Origin of the sequence: Streptomyces sp. WY228, from assembly GCF_019287315.1 — a bacterium.
GTDB classification, from domain to species: domain Bacteria; phylum Actinomycetota; class Actinomycetes; order Streptomycetales; family Streptomycetaceae; genus Streptomyces; species Streptomyces caviscabies.
This window is the reverse complement of record NZ_CP079114.1, coordinates 2,687,950-2,706,656: the sequence shown is the minus strand read 5'-3', so window position 1 is coordinate 2,706,656 and position 18,707 is coordinate 2,687,950. Positions and strand designations below refer to the sequence as shown.

The 18,707-nt window shown below is 73.3% G+C and carries 15 protein-coding genes; 7 read left to right on the top strand and 8 right to left on the bottom strand.

Annotated elements, in window-relative coordinates; genetic code table 11:
- Positions 1–146: 146 nt before the first annotated feature.
- The 5 genes from KV381_RS11675 to KV381_RS11655 form a co-directional block, all read right to left on the bottom strand.
- On the bottom strand, positions 147–3,080 hold the full coding sequence (locus KV381_RS11675) for an AAA family ATPase (protein ID WP_218785172.1): 2,934 nt from the start codon (positions 3,078–3,080) through the stop codon (positions 147–149).
- 79 nt (positions 3,081–3,159) lie between these two features.
- A complete protein-coding gene (locus KV381_RS11670) occupies positions 3,160–3,357 on the bottom strand; it encodes a hypothetical protein (RefSeq protein ID WP_030085499.1) in 198 nt (65 codons plus the stop codon).
- 77 nt (positions 3,358–3,434) lie between these two features.
- Complete coding sequence (locus KV381_RS11665; protein WP_256995047.1) at positions 3,435–6,857, bottom strand: type 2 lanthipeptide synthetase LanM family protein; 3,423 nt, start codon at positions 6,855–6,857, stop codon at positions 3,435–3,437.
- Between the two features lie 167 nt (positions 6,858–7,024).
- Positions 7,025–7,540: a hypothetical protein gene (locus KV381_RS11660; RefSeq protein ID WP_218785170.1), complete on the bottom strand. Its 516-nt coding sequence runs from the start codon at positions 7,538–7,540 to the stop codon at positions 7,025–7,027.
- Between the two features lie 92 nt (positions 7,541–7,632).
- Positions 7,633–8,769 (bottom strand): LacI family DNA-binding transcriptional regulator, encoded by a 1,137-nt coding sequence (locus KV381_RS11655; protein WP_086778433.1) that lies wholly within the window; start codon positions 8,767–8,769, stop codon positions 7,633–7,635.
- A 109-nt stretch (positions 8,770–8,878) separates the two neighbouring features.
- On the opposite strand from KV381_RS11655, the gene KV381_RS11650 reads away from it, so the two are divergent.
- The 4 genes from KV381_RS11650 to KV381_RS11635 all read left to right on the top strand — a co-directional run bounded on the left by KV381_RS11650 (position 8,879) and on the right by KV381_RS11635 (position 12,830).
- Complete coding sequence (locus KV381_RS11650; RefSeq protein WP_030085508.1) at positions 8,879–10,030, top strand: Gfo/Idh/MocA family protein; 1,152 nt, start codon at positions 8,879–8,881, stop codon at positions 10,028–10,030.
- Positions 10,031–10,070: 40 nt separating this feature from the next.
- Positions 10,071–11,225 (top strand): dihydrodipicolinate synthase family protein, encoded by a 1,155-nt coding sequence (locus tag KV381_RS11645; RefSeq protein ID WP_218785169.1) that lies wholly within the window; start codon positions 10,071–10,073, stop codon positions 11,223–11,225.
- On the top strand, positions 11,222–12,073 hold the full coding sequence (locus tag KV381_RS11640) for a sugar phosphate isomerase/epimerase (RefSeq protein ID WP_218785168.1): 852 nt from the start codon (positions 11,222–11,224) through the stop codon (positions 12,071–12,073). The genes KV381_RS11645 and KV381_RS11640 overlap by 4 nt, the downstream gene beginning before the upstream one ends.
- A 202-nt stretch (positions 12,074–12,275) precedes the next feature.
- Positions 12,276–12,830: a DinB family protein gene (locus KV381_RS11635; RefSeq protein ID WP_086778435.1), complete on the top strand. Its 555-nt coding sequence runs from the start codon at positions 12,276–12,278 to the stop codon at positions 12,828–12,830.
- Positions 12,831–12,901: 71 nt separating this feature from the next.
- Here the strand turns inward: KV381_RS11635 and KV381_RS11630 are convergent, their stop codons facing one another.
- From KV381_RS11630 to KV381_RS11620, 3 genes are all read right to left on the bottom strand, one after another.
- Positions 12,902–13,321 carry an RNHCP domain-containing protein gene (locus KV381_RS11630; protein WP_030085521.1) on the bottom strand — a complete coding sequence of 140 codons (420 nt, stop codon included), beginning with the start codon at positions 13,319–13,321 and terminating at the stop codon, positions 12,902–12,904.
- Between the two features lie 22 nt (positions 13,322–13,343).
- The gene (locus KV381_RS11625) at positions 13,344–13,703 is read right to left on the bottom strand and encodes an RNHCP domain-containing protein (RefSeq protein WP_098025683.1); all 360 of its coding nucleotides are present in this window, start codon (positions 13,701–13,703) and stop codon (positions 13,344–13,346) included.
- 432 nt (positions 13,704–14,135) lie between these two features.
- The gene (locus tag KV381_RS11620) at positions 14,136–14,843 is read right to left on the bottom strand and encodes a VOC family protein (protein ID WP_218785166.1); all 708 of its coding nucleotides are present in this window, start codon (positions 14,841–14,843) and stop codon (positions 14,136–14,138) included.
- A gap of 338 nt (positions 14,844–15,181) precedes the next feature.
- Between KV381_RS11620 and KV381_RS11615 the strand changes: the two genes are divergently transcribed.
- The 3 genes from KV381_RS11615 to KV381_RS11605 all read left to right on the top strand — a co-directional run bounded on the left by KV381_RS11615 (position 15,182) and on the right by KV381_RS11605 (position 18,650).
- Complete coding sequence (locus tag KV381_RS11615; RefSeq protein ID WP_218787204.1) at positions 15,182–16,615, top strand: glycoside hydrolase family 76 protein; 1,434 nt, start codon at positions 15,182–15,184, stop codon at positions 16,613–16,615.
- Positions 16,616–16,731: 116 nt separating this feature from the next.
- The gene (locus KV381_RS11610; RefSeq protein WP_086779723.1) at positions 16,732–17,520 is read left to right on the top strand and encodes an NPP1 family protein; all 789 of its coding nucleotides are present in this window, start codon (positions 16,732–16,734) and stop codon (positions 17,518–17,520) included.
- 248 nt (positions 17,521–17,768) lie between these two features.
- Positions 17,769–18,650 carry a lysozyme gene (locus tag KV381_RS11605; RefSeq protein WP_030085531.1) on the top strand — a complete coding sequence of 294 codons (882 nt, stop codon included), beginning with the start codon at positions 17,769–17,771 and terminating at the stop codon, positions 18,648–18,650.
- The last annotated feature ends 57 nt before the right edge of the window (positions 18,651–18,707 follow it).

Below are 18,707 nucleotides of genomic sequence, written 5' to 3'. Positions count from 1 at the left end.
TGCTGCCGGTCCGGCCCCCGCACATCGGGGCCCCGCCCGCATTTTCCGCCCGCGTACCCGACCGAAACCGCCCGACGCCCCCATGTTGCCCGCGTCGGCCCCCATGGCCCGGGTGCACAGGTTCCGCCCGCCCCTGACGCGAGGCCTCAGACCGCCTCGCCGGCGCACTCGGCCGCGAACTCGCACAGCGCCGCCCGGTCCGCGCGCCCCGTCTTGCTGAGCAGGCTGGCCATGTGCTTCTCCACCGTGCGCGGCGAGATGGACAGCCGCCGGGCGATCTGCTGGTTCCCGGGCCGCTCCGGCAGCAGCACGAATACCTCGTACTCGCGCGGCGTCACCCCGCTGGTCCGCAGCGGCGACGGGATCCGGTCCCAGCCGCCCCGGTGCTGGCCCACACTCGCCCCGGCCTGCCGCAGCGCCGCCCGGCACGCGGAGGCGACCGGCTGCACCCCGGCCCCGTAGAAGTACTCCTCGGCGGTCCGCAGCCACGCCACCGGCTCGCCCCACCCGTCCGCGCGGGCCGCGTCCGCGACCAGCCGCAGCCCCAGGTGGTGGGCGACCGGGAAGGGCGCGGAACACGCCCCGAAGGACGCCATCAGCCGGGCCGCCCCGGCCGGGTCACCCGCCCGCCCCAGCAGCACCGCGTCGGCCAGCTCCAGGAACTGCCGGTTCCAGGCGAGGCAGCCGCCGGGCGCCGCCCGCGCCTCCTCCAGCTCCGCCCGGTCCGCCTCGCCCGCCAGGACCCGCAGCATCGGGCGCAGCCCGTACCGCCCGCTCAGGTAGTAGTAGCTCGGATGGTCCAACTCCCAGGCCAGCGCCTCGTCCAGACCGGCCACCGCCCGCTCCCGGTCCTCCTCCAGCAGCGCCCCGAACGCCCGGCACAGCCCCGACCGGAGCGGCACCAGCAGCGACTGCTCGCCCCCGGCCCGCCGGAACGCGGCCAGCGCCCGGTCCATCTCCCGCCGCCGCCCCCGGTGCGCGGCCATCGTCGCCCCGGCCAGCAGCAGATAGCGGTGGGCCGACAGATCGCCGACCCGGGCGCTGGCCTCCGCCGAGCGGTCGACGATCTCCTGCGCCTCCTCCCAACGGGCGCACAGCACCGCGTTCATGGCGAGCAGCCCGTCGACCGTACGGGTCAGGAGCAGCGCGCCCAGTTCGGTGGCGGCCGCCCGGGCGGAGAGCAGCCGGGAGGCGTCCCCGGTGCGCATGAACGCGTTGGCGCCGAGCCGCACCAGCGCCTCCACCCGCCAGACCGGCAGGGCGTGTTCGGTGGAGATCGACAGCATCCGCTCCAGTGCGGCGTCCGCGGCGTCGAAGCCCTCCTCGCGCCGCAGCAGCGCCAGCAACTGCCAGGCCTGGCAGGCGACCACGGGCAGCCCTTCGGCCTCGGCGGTCTCCGCCGCCTCCCGCACGGCCTGCTCGGCCTCCGCCGGGTCCGGGGGCTTCTGCCCGGGGCCGGGCTCATGGCCGGGAAGCAGGGACAGATAGCCGTCGACCACCGCGAGCGCGGCCCGGCGGCCGGGCGGCGGCGACGCGCCGAGCAGGGCCCGGGCCGCCTCCACCTGGAGCGCCGCGTCGGCGGTGCGCTCCGCCATGACCGCCGCCCAGGCCAGCTCGACATGGGTCCGGCCGCGCCGGGCGGCGGCCTCGGAACGCGCCGGAACCGGCGGCAGCGCGTCCGCCAGCGCCAGCGCGCCGTCCAGATCGCCGCCCTCGGCCCGGGCCACCGCCAACGACTCGGCGACGGCGGCCCGGTCGCCCTCGGCGGCCAGCGGGTGCGCCCGCTCCAGCAGCACCACGGCCGAGCCGTGCGCCCCCGAAGCGAGCATCCGTCTGCCCGCCTCCGCGAACTGGCGGGCCGCCCCCGTCCGGTTGCCCGCGGCCAGCTGCAACGACGCCACGAGCTGCCGCCCGTCCTCGTCCAGCGGCTCCCCGGAGTGCTCGATGGCCCCGGCGGCGCGGCGGGCCAGCGAGGCGCGTTCGGCCGGGGCCAGCGAGGAGATCAGGGCCTCGGCGGTGAGCGAGTGCCGGAAGGTGTAGCGGTCGGGGGCCGCGCCGTCCGGGGCGATGACACCGGCCTCCACCGCGGACCGCAGATGGGTGAACAGGGCCCGGTCCTCGAAACCGGTGACGGTCTGGAGCACGGTCACCGAGAACTGGCTGCCCAGGGTCGCCGACGCCAGTAAGAGGTCCCGCACCGGTTCGTCCAGCCGCTCCAGCCTGCGCGCCCAGCTGCGGACGATGTCCGAGGGGACCGCGGCGTCGGGCTGTTCCGCCGCCTCCCACCCGTCGTCGGTCCGCCGGAGCCGGCCGGTGTCCAGCAGGTCCGCCAGCAGCACTTCCAGCAGGTACGGGTTGCCCGCGGCGCGTTCGGCCAGCCGCCGGTGCACCGCCTCGGGTATCTCCTGGGGCCGCGCCTCCAGACAGGCACCGGTCAGCGCCCGCACCTGGGCGTCGGGCAGCGGGCCCAGCTCCCGCACGGTGGCGGTGTGGCGGCGCTCGGCGGAGCGTACGAGGTCCAGTGCGGCGCCCGGCTCCGGGCGCAGGGTGCCCAGGAACAGGATCGGCAGATCGGCGAGGTTGTCGATGACGTACTCGACGACCGCGACGGTCTCCGTGTCGCAGTCGTGCAGATCCTCCAGCAGGATCGCGCAGCCCGCCTCCCGGCCCAGCACGGACAGCAGCCGCAGCAGCGCCTCGGCCAGCTCGACGACCGTCTCCGGATAGCCCGGCGACCCGCCCTTGCGCCATTCCGGGACCAGCCGGGCCAGCGCCGGATGGTACGGCGCGAGCTCCGGATCGGTCGGGGTGCCCGCCGCCCGGAACCGCGAGGCCAGCGCCTCCGCGAGCGGGCGGAACGGGACGACGAGCCCGGTCGAGGTGGCCCGGCCGCGCAGCACCGGCATGCCCGCCCCGTAGGCCCGGTAGGCGCATTCGCCCACCAGCCGGGACTTTCCGATACCGGCTTCCCCGACGAAGAACAGCGCGCGCCCCGAACGCCGTTGTACGGCGTCCAGGGCGCTGCTCAGCAGTCCGATCTGCTCGTCCCGCCCGACGATGACCGGCGAAGTGGCTCGCATGGCCGCACATTACTGGAGTGACAACTCCCACGGCAGCGGACCAATTCGGCTCAATTGGCGTCGAGTTGGCTGGATCCGGTCACCAGGGGGCCGTCATGGTGGTCCAGGGGAGGTCGTGGCTGTAACCGCTCTCGCCCTCCGAGGCGCTGAGGAGTCTGCTGCGCGCACCGAGGCCTCCGGTGGAGCCCAAGGAGATCTGCCCGGCCGGGTGTTCGGGCGAGCCCTCGTGCGCGATGTCGCCGGACGCCTGCAGGGCCGATTCGCGGAACTGCTTCATCTCTGCCTCATCCTTTGTTGGTCGGTGCGGTGATCAGCAACGGTGCGTGGTCATCGGGAACGGTGGTCGGGGGTGGGTCAGGGCGCCCGGGAGGGGCGCAGGAGCAGGGCGGAGCCGATCCGGTCGGGGAACCCGGCCCGGAGCAGCCCGTGCCCGATCCCGGAGAGCCCGGTGAGCAGCCCCGGGTGCGGCACCCGGCCGGGCGTCCCGCACTGCGGTCCGGCCCGGTCCGCGGCGGCCAGCATCGTCCCGGCCCGGCGTACCCACGCGGGCCGTGCGGCGGGCAGCGCCCGGTGGCCGAGGAGTTCGAGCAGCCCCGACTCGCCGTGGCACAGGCTGTCGTCGGCGAGCGGACCGATGTCCGCCAGTTCGCCGGAGCGCGCCGCCAGCCAGCCGGCCAGCTCCGGGTCCGCCAGCGCGTCGTGGCTGTCCGCGATCGCCAGCGCGATCCCGGCCGCCCCGTCGCACCAGGCGGGCCCGGCGGCCGGAGCCGTGGGTTTCGCCGCCGCGGCTTCCGTCGGGGCGGCGGCTTCGCCGTCCGCTCCGGCAAGGGCTCCGGGGTTCGCCAGGGCGGTGGTACCGCCGGCCGCTCCGGCGGTGGCGCCGCCAAGGGCTCCGCCGGTGGCCCCGGGAACGTTCCGGCCTGCCGCCCCGGCTTCCGCGAGGGCCGTCGCCAGGCGCAACGCCCGCAGCCCGGCGTTCCGGTGCCGTACGTCGCCCCCGGCCCCGGCGAACCGCAGCAGCGCCCAGCCGATCCCCGCCGCCCCGTCGGCGAAGCCCGCGGAGTCGGGGAGCGGGGCGGCGGCGATCCGCTCGGCGCAGCGCTCGGCACCACGCCAGGCCTCCGGGCGGCCGGTGGCGCGGTACACCGCGAGCAGCGAGACCAGCCCGCCCGCCACCCCGCCGCGCACCCCGTACCCGTCCTCGGCCATGCTCGCCGCGCAGCTCAGCCGGACGGCCGGACCCGCGAGCTCCAGGACCTCCCGGTCGCCCAGCAGCGTGCCCACCTCGGTCAGCGCGTACGCGATGCCGCCGAGGCCCGCGAAGGCGCCGGAGCCCAGGGGGCCGAGCTCGTCGGCCCGCCCGTGCAGCGCGTCCAGCAGCCCCGGGACCGGGGCGAGCGCCTCACGGGCCGCCTCCGCGTACCGGGCGGCGCCGGTGAGCGCCGCCAGCTGGGCGAGGAAGAGTGCGGGGCCGGTGTAGCCGCCCGCGAGGTCCGCCGCCATCGGCGTCAGCCGCCAGTAGCGTTCGCCGAGCAGTTCGAGGCCGATCCAGTTGGTGCGGCCCTCGTGCCGGTAGGCGAGCGAGACGAGCTGGTCGCCCACCGACCGTGCGGCGGACAGCAGTTGCTCGGGCTCCGGCGCGGTCGCCGCGCTCGGGGCCCGGCCGCCCGGAACCGCCCGGTGCGGCGGCTCGGGCGAGGTGCTCACCATGGCGGCCCGGATGATCCGTTCCTGGTCCTGCCGGTCCACGGTGTCCATCGCGCGCACCTTCGCCTCGACGCGCGCCAGCCCGCTGAGGAGGGCGGGATCGTGCGGGGCCGCGGCAGGGCGGGGTCGGGCCGGGGCGGTGTCGTGCGAGGAGAGGCCGGGGGCCGGCCCCGCGACCGTACGGCCGGTGCCGCTCCACAGCTCCGTGCCGCCCGGCCGGGTGCAGAACACCGGCACATCACCGGACCACAGCTCCGCGATCTCCTCGTCCTCCACCCCGGGCAGCGCGGGCACGCCCAGGAGCGGGGTGCGCAGCAGCGACAGGACCTGGTGCCGTTCGGCGGCGTCCCGCATCAGATCGGGGTGGGTCGACTCGTCCAGCAGCGTCGTGTACGTCCAGGTCGGGCGCGGCACGACCCGTACCTCGTCGGCGCCGAAGAGCCACAACAGCCCTCCCTCGCCCAGGAGTTCGTTCCGGTGCTCGCTGATCGCGTTGTACCCGGCGCGGAATCCGTCGCAGAGGGCGTCGGTGTACGCGGAGGGGTCGGCCGCCACGCCGCCCAGCCGGGGCCGGTTGGCGGACTCGGTGAACCGGCCCGCCCGCCGCACCAGCCGCATCCGGTCGGTTCCGGGATCCGCCCAGTCGGCGGTCTCGATCGGCGACGAGGCGGCCCGGCCGCCGCCGATGGCGGACATGTCGAGCGCGGACGTGTCCCCGACGAGCAACTGCGGGAGCAGGCCCACCCGGTGGACCGAGTCGTGCAGGGCGCGGGCGGCCGGGTCGGTGGAACCGGCGGGCCCCAGCGGCGGGTGGAACAGGGTCTCCACGTCGACCAGGACCGGGTGCGGGCCGCAGGCGATCAGGTTCTCGTGGTGCAGATCCGTACCGTCCAGCGCGTGCAGCAGGGCCAGCAGGGCGCCCTGCCGCCGGTAGAACCGCCGGGTCTCCGTCACCGAGGCACAGGGCCGCTCCTCGACGAACTCGGCCCAGCCGTACTCTCCCCGGTCCAGCACCCGCAGCACCCGCAGCGCGGGGGCGCCCGGCAGCGAACCGAACCACTCGGCCAGGGTGTTGAAGTGCCGGTGGGCCGCGAGCGGGCGCGGCTTGTAGACCAGCCGGGTGCCGTCGGCGAACCGCAGCAGCATCACCGACCGGCCTCCGCGATGACTGTCGCCCGCCCCGGCCTCGACGCCGGTGAGCACCCCGGGTCCCGCGCTCCCGCCGAGCGCCCCGTCCGGAGCGCCGGCCCGGTGGCCGAGCACCCCGGCAGGGGCGAGCAGGTGCCGGTCGGCGGCGAGCCGTACGACCATCTCCGCGAACGCGTCGCCCGCGTTCAGGCAGGCCGTGGCGAGGAGGCGGGCCAGCACGGGGTAGCCGGTGACGAGTTCGGCGAGCCCGTCACGCCGGGCGGTCAGCCGCACGAAGTCCCGGAAGCGCTCCTCGGTCCCCGCCCCGCTCAACCGGCCCAGCCGCCGCGCCTCGTGCAGCTCCGTCACGAGGGTGCGCGCCGCGATCCGGCAGAGCCGACGCGTCAACTGCCGCCGGAAGTCGCCGAGTACGGTCGAGGAACCCTCCGGCAGAGGACCGTCCGCCACGGGACCGCCCGCCACGGGGCCATCCGTCACGGGGCCATCCGCCACGGGACCGCCCACCACGGGGCGATCCGCCACGGGACCATCCGCCGAGGGACTGCCCACCGCAGGACCGTCCTCCTCCGCGGGCGCCTCCTCGGCGAGCGTGCCGCGCAGCCGCTCCGCCGCCGCCTCGACGAACGGCGCGAGGACCGGCCCGAAACCGCTGAGCCCGGGGTACGCACGGTCGGCGACCACCACGTCGTGCGGGGCCGACGCCACGGCCTCCCGGGCGAAGACCGCCCAGCGGGGTTCGCCGGAGGGCCTGCCGCCGACGACACCGGGAAGCCACCACGGCTCTCCGGCCGCACCCTCGAACAGGGCGGTGGCGGGGGAGGAGACGGCGGAGGCGGCCGGGTCATCGCCGTACGCGACAGCGGCGGCAGCGGGGGCGAGGCGACGGCTCGTCCCTCTGTCGATCAGATCCTTCTCCGCCACCGCTCCGCACCTCCCCGCTCCTGGGCCCGGTCCCGGTCGGGCCGCCCGGGACCATCGTGCTGGGGGAGCGGCGCGGGCGCATGGGGGAGTCGCCCCCATCTTTCGCGTCCTGGCCCGCACGGCGTGCCAACGGACGGTGATTCAGGGCGAATCGGCCGGCGGCCGGGTCACTGTCCGGCGGCCATGGAGTCGAAGGTGTTTTGCATCGTGCGATCGATGCCGCCGGGCTGCCCGGCCAGGGAGTCGAAGAGGTCGGCGAGCAGCCACAGCACGAAGCCGTGCACCAGAGCCTCCTCCGGCGGAATCGGCCCGAACCGGTCGCGCCACTCCACGGTGTCCATGCCCATCGCGGCGGCCATGAGGACGCCGGTGGCCATCGGAAGCTGAGCCGGGTCGGCCGACTCGAAGGCGGGCAGCCTGCGGATCACGGCGGGGATCAGATCGCTGAGCGGATCAAGGCGGTCCTCGCCGCCGGACTGTTCGGCGATCAGGAACCCGGTCAGCACGCCCACCAGGAACACGGTCCCCCGGGACACCTCCGCACGCCCGTAGGCGTCCACAGCGGCCTGGACCCGCCGCCGTGCCTCCTGGCGTTCCCCGTCCGGAGTCCGCTTCTCCAGGACCCGGTAGGAGTCCCACGCCGCGCGGATGGCCTCAGGCGCGATTACGTCGTCACTGGTCATGAAGCCGACCGTAGACGAAGCGAGGCGAGACGAGATCCGCCGGAGAGCCGTCGCACACCGACCGGCTCACTCCGGGAGCCGACGGCCGGGCCTCACCCCCGAGGCGCGGCCGTCGACCCCCGGATCATCAGCTCCGCCGCGATCGTCGCGATACCGCCCGGCGGCGGGTTCTCCTTGCCCATCGCGAGCCGTCCCGCCCGCGCGCCCGCCTCGAAGAGCGGCAGCCGGACCGTCGTGAGGGCCGGTACCGCGTCCACCGAGAACGGCAGGTCGTCGAAGCCCGCGACCGAGATGTCCTGGGGGATGCGCATGCCCTGGTCCCGTACGGCCGCGCACGCGCCCAGCGCCACGGTGTCGTTGGCGGCCACGATCGCGGTCACGTCCGGTGCCCTGCGCAGGAGTTCGAGGGTGGCCTCGTAGCCCGAGCGCCGGTCGTAGGGCCCGTGCACGGTGAGCCGGTCCTGATCCCCGGAGCCGGCCGCCCCGCCCCCGGTTTCCGCACCGCTGTCGGACCCGGCTTCCGCCCCGCCGTCCGGAGCCGCGTCCAGCCCCGCCGCGCGCAGCGCCTCGCGGTGGCCCTCCAGGCGGTGCCGGGTGGTGGTGCGTTCCGGGGGCCCGGCGACGTAACCGATCCTGCGGTGGCCGAGCGAGATCAGGTGCTCGGTGAGCCGGCGTCCGCCGCCGCGGTTGTCGAACGCGAGCGCGGCGACGAGCGCGTCGCCCTCCGGCAGCGGGGGCCGCCCGCAGAAGACGATCCGGGTGCCCGCGTCCGCGAGCTTCGCCAGCTTCGCCGCCATAGCGGCCTGGTGCGCCGGGTTCTCGACCGCGCCGCCGGTGAGGACGACGGCGGCGGCGCGCTGGCGCTGGAGGAGCGTGAGATAGGTGAGTTCGCGCTCCGGGGAGCCGCCGGTGTTGCAGATGACGGCCAGCTTCTCGCCGCCCGCCCGTCCGGAACCGTCCCCCGGCCCGCCGATCTGCGTCTGGGCCGCCCCCGCCATGATCCCGAAGAACGGGTCGGCGATGTCGTTGACCAGGATGCCGACCAGGTCCGAGGTGGCCGCCGCGAGCGAACTGGCGGGCCCGTTGAGCACGTAGTCCAGGTCGTCCACCGCGCGCAGGACCCGCTCCCGGGTCGAGGCCGCCACCGGGTAGTTGCCGTTCAGCACGCGGGAGACGGTGGCCGGGGACACCCGGGCGCGGGCCGCCACATCCGCCAGGGTGACTGTCATCGCTGTCCTCCGTGAGGTCACGTGCGGCCCCCTCTTGTCCGGCCGCTGTCGGCAGGCTAGCGTCATCTCCGATAGAAAGCGCTTGCTACGGCTGTATGGAGGGACCTTCGTGACACGCAGGACAGTGCGCATCGCCATGAACGGCGTCACGGGACGCATGGGATACCGACAGCACCTGGTGCGCTCGATCCTCGCGATCCGCGAACAGGGCGGCCTGGATCTCGGCAACGGCGAGGTCCTGTGGCCCGAGCCCGTGCTCGTCGGCCGCCGCGCCCACGCCCTGGAGGAACTCGCCGGGCGGCACGGCCTGACCGAGTGGTCGACCGACCTGGACGCGGTGCTCGCGGACGACACGGTCGAGATCTACTTCGACGCCCAGGTCACCTCGGCCCGGGTGGAGGCGATCAAGAAGGCCATCGCCGCGGGCAAGCACGTCTACACCGAGAAGCCGACGGCCACGGACGTCGAGGGCGCCCTCGACCTGGCCCGGCTCGCGCGGGACGCCGGCATCAAGCACGGTGTCGTCCAGGACAAGATCTTCCTGCCGGGCCTGCGCAAGCTGAAGCGTCTGATCGACGGCGGCTTCTTCGGCGAGATCCTGTCCGTGCGCGGGGAGTTCGGCTACTGGGTCTTCGAGGGGGACTGGCAGGAGGCCCAGCGACCCTCGTGGAACTACCGCGCGGAGGACGGCGGCGGCATCGTCGTCGACATGTTCCCGCACTGGGAGTACGTGCTCCACGAGCTGTTCGGCCAGGTCACCTCCGTAACGGCCCAGGTGCACACGCATGTTCCGCGGCGCTGGGACGAGCAGGGCAAGCCGTACGAGGCGACCGCCGACGACGCCGCGTACGGCATCTTCCAGCTGGCGGGCGGGGCGGTCGCGCAGATCAACTCCTCCTGGACGGTCCGGGTCAACCGCGACGAGCTGGTGGAGTTCCAGGTCGACGGCACGCACGGCTCCGCCGTCGCCGGCCTGCGCAACTGCCGTGTCCAGCACCGCTCGGCGACCCCGAAGCCGGTCTGGAACCCGGACCTCCCGGTCACCGAGTCGTTCCGCGACCAGTGGCAGGAGATCCCGGACAACCAGGAGTTCGACAACGGCTTCAAGGCGCAGTGGGAGCTGTTCCTGCGCCACGTGGCCCTGGACACCCCGTACACCTGGGACCTGCTGGCCGGCGCCCGGGGCGTCCAACTCGCCGAGCTGGGCCTGAAGTCGTCCGCCGAGGGCCGCCGTTTCGACATCCCGGAGCTGACCCTGTGACCCGCGCGACCGGTGCGCCGCGCGGTCGGAGGACGCTGCCATGACGACCATCCACCTCCCGCAGGGCCCCTACACGCCTCGCACCACCCCGCTCGACCTCGCGCCGGGCGCGACGGCCCCCGCCTCCCGCACGGTCTTCTCGGCCGCCCATGTGGTCGCCGACCCGTACGCCGACATCGCCCCCGGCGACCCGGCGGCCGTCGACTGGGAGTCCACGCTCGCCTTCCGCCGCCACCTGTGGGCGCACGGCCTGGGTGTCGCGGAGGCCATGGACACCGCGCAGCGCGGGATGGGCCTGGACTGGGCGGGCGCGGCCGAACTGATCCGCCGCTCGGCCGCCGAGGCGAAGGCGGTGGGCGGCCGGATCGCCTGCGGCGTCGGCACCGACCAGCTCCCCGACGACGGCACCGCGCCCACCCTGGCCGAGGTCAGGTCGGCGTACGAGGAGCAACTGGCCCTGGCCGAGGAGCACGGCGCCCAGCCGATCCTCATGGCCTCCCGCGCGCTGGCCCGGGCGGCGAGCGGTCCGGAGGACTACCTCGCCACCTACGCCCACCTGCTGCGCCAGGCGTCCGAACCGGTGATCCTGCACTGGCTGGGCCCGATGTTCGACCCGGCCCTGGAGGGCTACTGGGGCAGCTCCGACCTGGACGCGGCCACGGACACCTTCCTGAAGGTGATCGCCGAGCACCCGGACAAGGTCGACGGCATCAAGATCTCCCTCCTGGACGCGGCCCGCGAGATCGACGTCCGCCGCCGCCTCCCGGGTGGGGTGCGCTGCTACACGGGCGACGACTTCAACTACCCGGAACTGATCGCGGGAGACGAACGCGGCTTCAGCCACGCCCTGTTGGGCATCTTCGACCCGCTGGGCCCCTTGGCGGCGCACGCGGTACGGGTCCTGGACACGGGTGACGTGGACGGCTTCCGGGCCCTCCTCGACCCCACCGTCGAACTCTCCCGCCACCTCTTCCAGCGGCCCACCCGCTTCTACAAGACGGGCGTGGTGTTCCTGGCCTGGCTGGCCGGCCACCAGGACCACTTCACGATGGTGGGCGGCCTCCAGTCGGCCCGCTCGCTGCCGCATCTGGCGAAGGCGTACGAACTGGCGGACAGGCTGGGCCTGTTCCCGGACCCGGAGCTGGCCGAACACCGTATGCGGGCCCTGCTGGCGGTCCACGGAGGCGCACGATGACGAACGACGACGGCGGCGGCGGCGACCTGTCCCGCCTGAGCATCAATCAGGAAACGCTCAAGCAGTGGTCGTTGCCCGAGCTGGTCGAGGGCTGCGTCAAGGCGGGCATCGACAAGGTGGGCCTGTGGCGGGCCCCGGTGCAGGAGTACGGCGTCGAGCGCACGGCACGGCTGCTCGCCGACGCCGGGCTCACGGTCACCAGCCTCTGCCGGGGCGGCTTCTTCACCGCCCTCGACCCGGCCGAACGCGCCCGCGCCCTGGACGACAACCGGGCGGCGATCGACGAGGCGGCCGGCCTGTCCACCGACACCCTGGTCCTGGTCTCCGGCGGCCTCCCGCCCGGCAGCCGCGACCTCCACGGGGCCCGCGAGCGGGTGGGCGAGGCGCTGGCGGAACTGGCCCCGTACGCGGCGGCCCGCGACGTGCGCCTGGCGATCGAACCGCTGCACCCGATGTACGCCGCCGACCGCTGCGTGGTCTCCACCCTCGCCCAGGCCCTGGACCTCGCGGAACGCTTCCCGGCCGAGCAGGTCGGGGTGGTCGTCGACACCTACCACCTCTGGTGGGACGACCAAGCGCCCGCGCAGATCGCCCGCGCGGGTGCGGGCGGCCGCATCCACTCCTTCCAGCTGGCCGACTGGATCACCCCGCTCCCGGCGGGTGTGCTGCTGGGCCGGGGCCAACTGGGCGACGGAAGCGTGGACTTCCGCGCGTTCCGCCGCTGGGTGGAGGACGCCGGGTTCGACGGGCCGATCGAGGTGGAGATCTTCAACGAGGCGCTGTGGGCCCGCGACGGCGCGGAAGCGCTGGCGGAAGTGGCGGACCGCTATGTGCGACATGCCTGCTGAGAGCCCCGCACACCACCAAAAGTAAAGAGATCGTAAAGGGCTGCAACCTTTGCGTACCCTCCCGTGTCACACATGGCGTCGGGACTTCCGGGGAGGGGTCCGGGGGGAACGGGAAGGCCCGACGGGAGGGGAAAGCGAGGGGGGTCCGGCCGCGAGGCCGGGCCCCATTCCGCTTTCCCGCCGTTCGTTAGGATCTGCCGCCATGACGCAGAGCGACGCAGCGGAAGCCTGGCCCGAACCTCCCCTCGCCGGTACGGAGGCGGCAGCCGTCCTCGGCGCGCTGGAACGCCAACGGGCCACGCTGGCCTGGAAGACCTCGGGCCTGGACGCGGCCGGGCTGCGGGCCACGGTCGGTGCGTCCACCATCACCCTGGGCGGCCTGCTCAAGCATCTGGCACACGTCGAGGACAGTCACTTCGCCCGCCTCTGGCTCGACACCCCGGTCGGCGCGCCCTGGAACACGGTCGACTGGGACAGCGACCCCGACTGGGCCTACCGCACCGCCGCCCAGGACACCCCCGAGCAACTGCGCATGCTGTGGCGGGAGTCGGCGGCCCGCTCCCGGGCCGTCGTCGACCAGGCGCTGAGCACCGGCGGCGGCCTGGACCAGCTCGGCGCGTACGTCACCCGCAACGGCGAACGCCCGAACCTCCGCCGTATCCTCCTGGACCTCATCGAGGAGTACGCCCGCCATGTCGGCCACGCCGACCTGATCCGGGAATCGGTCGACGGCCTGACGGGCGAGGACCCGGGGTGACCTGAGGGCCGGGGGTGTCCGAGGGCCGCCCGGCGGTCACCGGGCGGCCACAGGATCACGGGATCACGGGATCACAGCGCGAGCATCGCCCGGACGGGGATCTCCGCGTCCGCGAGCGGTCGCAGCGCCAGCCGGACGAGCGCCAGCGCGTTGTCGTCGCCCGCGATGCGGTTGGCGCTGAGCCGTCCGCAGGTGAGGCAGTGGTGGATGAGCATCCACTCCCCGTCCTGCCGCACCGACAGGCTCAGGGCCACCATCCGCCCACGGCACCCCGCCGCCCGGTCGCCCGGAACCCGGCCATCCACATGCAGGCTGACCAGGCAGGACGGGCAGTGATTACGGTGGGCGGTGCCCGGCGCCGCCAGCGGGACGTCGAGCCGGCAGCCGACGCACCGGAACGCGTCGCCGCGCGCCCCGGCCGGTCCGTGCAGCACGTCCTTGGCCCGCTGCGGACGCCGTCCTGATCCCCGCCGGGGCTTGCGCCGCGTCATCGGAGCCTCCCGTTCGCCCGGTTCACAGGTCACCGAAGGCTTCGAGCGGGAAGGGCGGCTGGGCCAGCGGACGTACGGCCATCCGCATCAGGATCAGCTGATTGTCGTCCCCGCAGACCGGGTTCGAGGTCAGCTCGTCGCACCGGGTGCAGCGGTGGACGACCATCCAGTCGCCGGTGCGCAGCACCGCGATGGAGATCGGGGCCATCCGGCCCTCGCAGTCGGAGCGGCCGCCCTCGACGTGGTCGACGAGGTGCTGCGAGTGCAGGCAGCTGGGGCAGTGATTGCGCCGGCTGCCGTCGGGCGCGTACGCGGCGACGGTCAGTCCGCAGCGCACGCAGGTGAAGGTGTCCAGTGAGGACATCGAGGATGAGGCGGACATGCCTGAGCGGTGCTGGGGGTTGTCGTGAGACACCCGGATACTCCTTGCCGAGGATGAGGAACGAAGCAGCAGGGAAGTACCGAGCACCCCTCGCGTCAGGGACGTACGGGGGAGCGGGGCCGGACGGCTCCGGGACGGCAGCCGGCCGTGAGGTGTCAGCAGTCGGCCGCGTACGGCGGCCGCGGACGGTCAGGCCCGGTCACCCCGACGTCACAGGCGCGACGAGGGAGGCTCGGAGTCACTGTCCGGGGCATACATCAACTGCTTTCCAGGGCTCACGCCCAGAGATCACCCGCGGTCGGAGCCCGCGGTCGAGGAGCGAGCACCGTAACAAGGGGGCCGAGGGACCGGCCACCGAATTAGCCGACGCCCGGCTCGTCCTCCCTTCCCCCCTCTCCTCTCCTGTCCTTTCCCTCCCTCCCTCTCCCCGTCTCAGCCCCGAAGCTCCGCCAGCCTGGCCAGCGCATCGCCCGCCAGGGTCTGCTGATCCGCGTCGAGTCGGACCGCCGCCGCTTCCTCCAGCAGCGCTGCCGCCCGTTCCACATCGCCCATCCGCTGGGCGATGTCCCCGCGCAGGACGAGCAGCCGCAGGCGCTGTACCGGGGTCGGCTGCTCGTCCGTCAGCCCCAGCACCCGGTCGATGATCTTCGCCGCACCCGGCAGATCCTGCTTGGAGTCCGCGAAGAGGTCCGCCATGTGCAGGGCGCGGGCGAACGTCTCCTTCGGGGCGGGCCGGTGGCTCGGGTCGTCGCTGATCGCCTGGCCGATCCGGATCGTGTTGCCGGTCGGGTCGGTCATCAGGAACTGCCGTACCCCGTACGACATGTCCTTCAGCGGGCCGATGCGCGGCAGCCCCCGCGTCGGGACGCGCCCGTAGGCCGCCTTGAGCCCCGCCCGGAACGCCGTATGCAGGCCGTCCACATCGTCGGTGAGGACGTAGCACCCGGAGTGGGAGGACGCCGGGTCGTAGTCCTTCATGCCGTACAGCTGGAGTTCGACCGCTCCCCGCTCGACGACGGCGTACGCGTACGGGCTCTTCTGCAGGTACGTCGTCTCGAAGCCCAGGGCGGTGTAGAAGTCGACGGCGGTCTCGATCAGCGAGGTCCGGCAGGGCAGCAGAGGGATCGTCGTCTCGGTCATGCGATGCACTCTAGTCAAATTTGAACAGTTAGCGCCAGTGTCGAGGGGGAGGGGGTCGGCCGTGCTCTGCGGGCTGGGCCCGTGGGCCCAATCTCGGTCCCAAATAGTGGTGGGGCGAGCTGTGTTGACCTGCTGATCTCCTTCTCGGTCGGCAGGTGCGACCTTGACGGACGGATGGTCGCGCCGGTTCTCTGGCGGCGAGCCCCCCACCCCTTCCGCGGGCGACGGGCGGCCTCCGCCCGTCGCCCGCGGGACTCATCAGAGGAAGCCCGATGCTCCCCAGAACCCCTCTCAGATCCCTCGGGCCGGCCCTGCTGGCCTCCCTGGCCGCCGTCCTCATGCTGGGAGCCCTCCCGGCCGTGGCGAACCCCGCGTCCGCGGCGGTCCCGGCGCCCGGTGCGGCCGCAGAGGTCTGCAACAAGCACTGCGACGCCCGCGATCCGGCGAGCGCCACCGCGGACCGGGTCCCCGTCCATGCCTCCGTCCATGGGCGTTCCATCGCCCTTCATCTCTCCGACAACGATGTCATGGGCTGGGCCTCCATCGACGACGGAGCGGCGGGCGACGAGACCTGGCTGGACCGCTCCTTCGACGGCGGCCGCACCTGGGCCTCCGGCAGCAAGCTCGGTGCCACCGCCGTGCCCTCCGGCCGCACCGGCTGGCGCTCGCAGATGTACAACGTGGACGACTGGAACACCGGCGGCATCGGCGCGCTCCGTGCCTGCGGAAAGGCGGGCGACCGGTCGGAGATCGCCTGCACCGGCTGGGCCCGCGTCAACTGGAACGCCGGAAGCCGGAGTACGGCCGCGGCGACGGCCCTGATGATGAACTACGACCGGAACTCGGGGAAGTTCGCCGGCTGGTGGACCTCCGCCACCGCGCTCACCTCGCTGATCGACAACATCCGGATCAGCCACATGCCCAGTTACACGTACGCGATCTCGAACACCTACGAGAAGCTCATCGGTGCCGAGGGCGGCGACTTCACCAACTCCTACCTGGACGACACGGGTTGGTGGGGCCTCGCCTGGGTGGCCGCGTACGACCTGACCGGCGAGCGGCGTTACCTGGACACGGCGCGCAAGGACGCCGACCACATGGCCGCCTACTGGACCGGCACGTGCGGCGGCGGGGTGCAGTGGGCGACCGACAAGCCCTACAAGAACGCGATCACCAACGAGCTGTACATCCAGCTCAGCGCCGCACTCCACAACCGTATCGCCGGGGACACCACCTACCTCCGGCGTGCCGAGGACGGGTGGAACTGGTTCAAGAGCAGCGGCATGATCTACTCCGGTAACACGATCAACGACGGCCTGAGCGAGAACTCCGACGGCACCTGCTCCAACAACGGCGACACGACCTGGACGTACAACCAGGGCGTCATCCTGGCCGCCCTCGCCGAACTCAACCGCGCCACCGGCGACGCGTCGCTCCTGGACAGCGCCCGCACCCTGGCCGACGCCTCCACGACCTCCTCCTACCTCAACCCCGGCGGAACGCTCCACGAGCCGTACGAGCCGGACTCCGACTGCACCACGGACGGTGACTCCTTCAAGGGTGCTTACGCCAGGGGCCTCGGCGTCCTCAACAAGGCGCTCCCCGACCGCCCGTACAGCGCCTATCTCGACCGGCAGGCCGACACCGCGCACGAGAAGAACCGCAACAGCCTCGACCAGTACGGCGCCCACTGGGCAGGTCCGCTCACCCGCACGGGCAACGGCTGCCAGCACAGCGCGCTCGACCTGATGAACGCGGCGCAGGACAGCTGAGTCCACGCCCGCCCGCGACGCCATGACATGAGACCGGTGGAGACCACGCGTGACCGCGTGTCCTCCACCGTCTCTTCCTCCCGCCCGTCCCGCCTCCTCCCTCCTCAAGGAGTCCCATGCCCGCAGTACGGCCGACCCCGCGCGGACGCGCCCTGCGCCGCGGCCTGACCGTCATCCTGTCCGCGGCCACCCTGGTCCTGGCCTCCGCGACCATGGCCCACGCCGCGCCGCCCCCGCCCCTCCCCGGCAACGCGGACGACCTGGAGCGGACCTTCCAGCCGGCCATCGACTACGACAAGGACGGCTGCTACGCCACCTCGGCCATCGGCCCCGACGGCACCATCGCGCCCGGCCTCAAGCTCGGCGGCGCGGTGTACGGGGACTGCCGTGACCGGTCCGACCTGGACAGCAGCAACGCCTACTCCCGCTCGACGTGCGACAACGGCTGGTGCGCCGTCCTCTACACGTACTACTTCGAGAAGGACCAGGTGGCTCCCGGCGGCCTCTTCGGCGGCCATCGCCACGACTGGGAGCACATCGTGGTCTGGGTGCACGACAACAAGGCCGAGTACGTGGCGACTTCGGCGCACGGGAACTTCACCGTGCACAAGGCGGCCGACGTCCCCTTCGACGGCTCGCACCCCAAGATCGTCTACCACAAGGACGGCGCGAGCACCCACTGCTTCCGCAAGGCCACCGCCAAGGACGAGCCTCCGGAGAACCACCTCGGCACCTGGCACCGCGCACCGCTGGTCGGCTGGAACGGCTATCCGGACGGCCTGCGCGACAAGCTGCTCGCCGCCGATTTCGGCAAGGCGACGATCGGCATCCGGGACGACCGTTTCACCGGACATCTGACGAAGGCGCTTCCGGAGGGGGTGCCGTTCGACCCCGCCGCCGGCTGAGCGGAAGGAGAGGACGGGCGCCGGACCGCCGCGAGCGGCCTTCAGACCTTCAGAAAATGAAAGTTCTCGCGGCTCCGGCGCGTTCTCGCAGGTCGGGGGCGACGGCACAGGTGTAGACCAAAAGGGCCCTTTACGCCTTTCTGTGCCCGTGCCTTACTCGTGACATGTGCATGGCATCCGATTATCGGATGCCACTCGGGTGCCATGCCGTGCGCATCCCGTCCTCGTCAACGTGCCCGGAGGTGGCCATGCTTGCGTACCGTTCTCCGTCCCGCCGACTCAAGAGATCCCGAGGAGCCCTGCTGGCCGGAGCCCTCGGCAGTGCCGTGGCGCTGATCCTGACCAGCCCGGGCACGGCCGCCGCCGCGCCGCCCTCGCCCGACGAGCCGGTCCGGTCCGGGCAGGCGTGGATGGGCGCCGGCACCCGCATCGAGCAGGGCCTCGCGGCCTCGGCGGCGGGCGGCGTGACGCCGATGGACACCAGCGGCGTCCAGGGCATCGACGTCTCGCACTGGCAGGGGTCGATCAACTGGGGCTCGGTGAAGGCCGCGGGCATCGACTTCGCCTACATGAAGGCCACCGAGGGCACGTCCTTCAAGGACAGCAGCTTCAACGCGAACTACACCGGCTCCTACAACGCCGGTCTGATCCGGGGCGCGTACCACTTCGCCCGCCCCAACGTCTCCAACGGGGCGACGCAGGCAGGCTACTTCGCGAGCAACGGCGGAGGATGGTCGAAGGACGGCAAGACCCTCCCCGGGGTGCTGGACATCGAGCACAACCCGTACGGAGCCATGTGCTACGGCCTCTCCACGACCCAGATGCGCACCTGGATCAACGACTTCTACAACACGTACAAGGCGCGCACGACCCGGGACGTCGTCATCTACACAACGGCCAGCTGGTGGAACACCTGCACCGGCAGCTGGACCGGCATGTCCGCCAAGTCCCCGCTCTGGGTGGCCCACTGGGGCACCAGCAGCCCGAACATCCCGGCCGGCTTCCCCACCTGGACGATCTGGCAGTACTCGGCCACCGGCCGGGTCAGCGGGGTCTCCGGCGACGTGGACCGCAACAAGTTCAACGGCAGTTTCGCGCGGCTCCAGGCCCTCGCCAACAACACGGCGTAGCCGACCCGCCCGGGCGGGCGGCCGGGTGAGACCGCAGGCGGCTCACCCGGCCGCACC

What these genes read in the sequence shown, in the direction of transcription:
- KV381_RS11675 (WP_218785172.1), bottom strand. Translation starts at nt 3,080, where the DNA reads ATGCGAGCCACTTCGCCGGTCATCGTCGGGCGGGACGAGCAGATCGGA.
- KV381_RS11670 (WP_030085499.1), bottom strand. Translation starts at nt 3,357, where the DNA reads ATGAAGCAGTTCCGCGAATCGGCCCTGCAGGCGTCCGGCGACATCGCG.
- KV381_RS11660 (WP_218785170.1), bottom strand. Translation starts at nt 7,540, where the DNA reads ATGACCAGTGACGACGTAATCGCGCCTGAGGCCATCCGCGCGGCGTGG.
- KV381_RS11655 (WP_086778433.1), bottom strand. Translation starts at nt 8,769, where the DNA reads ATGACAGTCACCCTGGCGGATGTGGCGGCCCGCGCCCGGGTGTCCCCG.
- KV381_RS11645 (WP_218785169.1), top strand. Translation starts at nt 10,071, where the DNA reads ATGACGACCATCCACCTCCCGCAGGGCCCCTACACGCCTCGCACCACC.
- KV381_RS11640 (WP_218785168.1), top strand. Translation starts at nt 11,222, where the DNA reads ATGACGAACGACGACGGCGGCGGCGGCGACCTGTCCCGCCTGAGCATC.
- KV381_RS11635 (WP_086778435.1), top strand. Translation starts at nt 12,276, where the DNA reads ATGACGCAGAGCGACGCAGCGGAAGCCTGGCCCGAACCTCCCCTCGCC.
- KV381_RS11630 (WP_030085521.1), bottom strand. Translation starts at nt 13,321, where the DNA reads ATGACGCGGCGCAAGCCCCGGCGGGGATCAGGACGGCGTCCGCAGCGG.
- KV381_RS11625 (WP_098025683.1), bottom strand. Translation starts at nt 13,703, where the DNA reads ATGTCCGCCTCATCCTCGATGTCCTCACTGGACACCTTCACCTGCGTG.
- KV381_RS11620 (WP_218785166.1), bottom strand. Translation starts at nt 14,843, where the DNA reads ATGACCGAGACGACGATCCCTCTGCTGCCCTGCCGGACCTCGCTGATC.
- KV381_RS11615 (WP_218787204.1), top strand. Translation starts at nt 15,182, where the DNA reads ATGCTGGGAGCCCTCCCGGCCGTGGCGAACCCCGCGTCCGCGGCGGTC.
- KV381_RS11610 (WP_086779723.1), top strand. Translation starts at nt 16,732, where the DNA reads ATGCCCGCAGTACGGCCGACCCCGCGCGGACGCGCCCTGCGCCGCGGC.
- KV381_RS11605 (WP_030085531.1), top strand. Translation starts at nt 17,769, where the DNA reads ATGCTTGCGTACCGTTCTCCGTCCCGCCGACTCAAGAGATCCCGAGGA.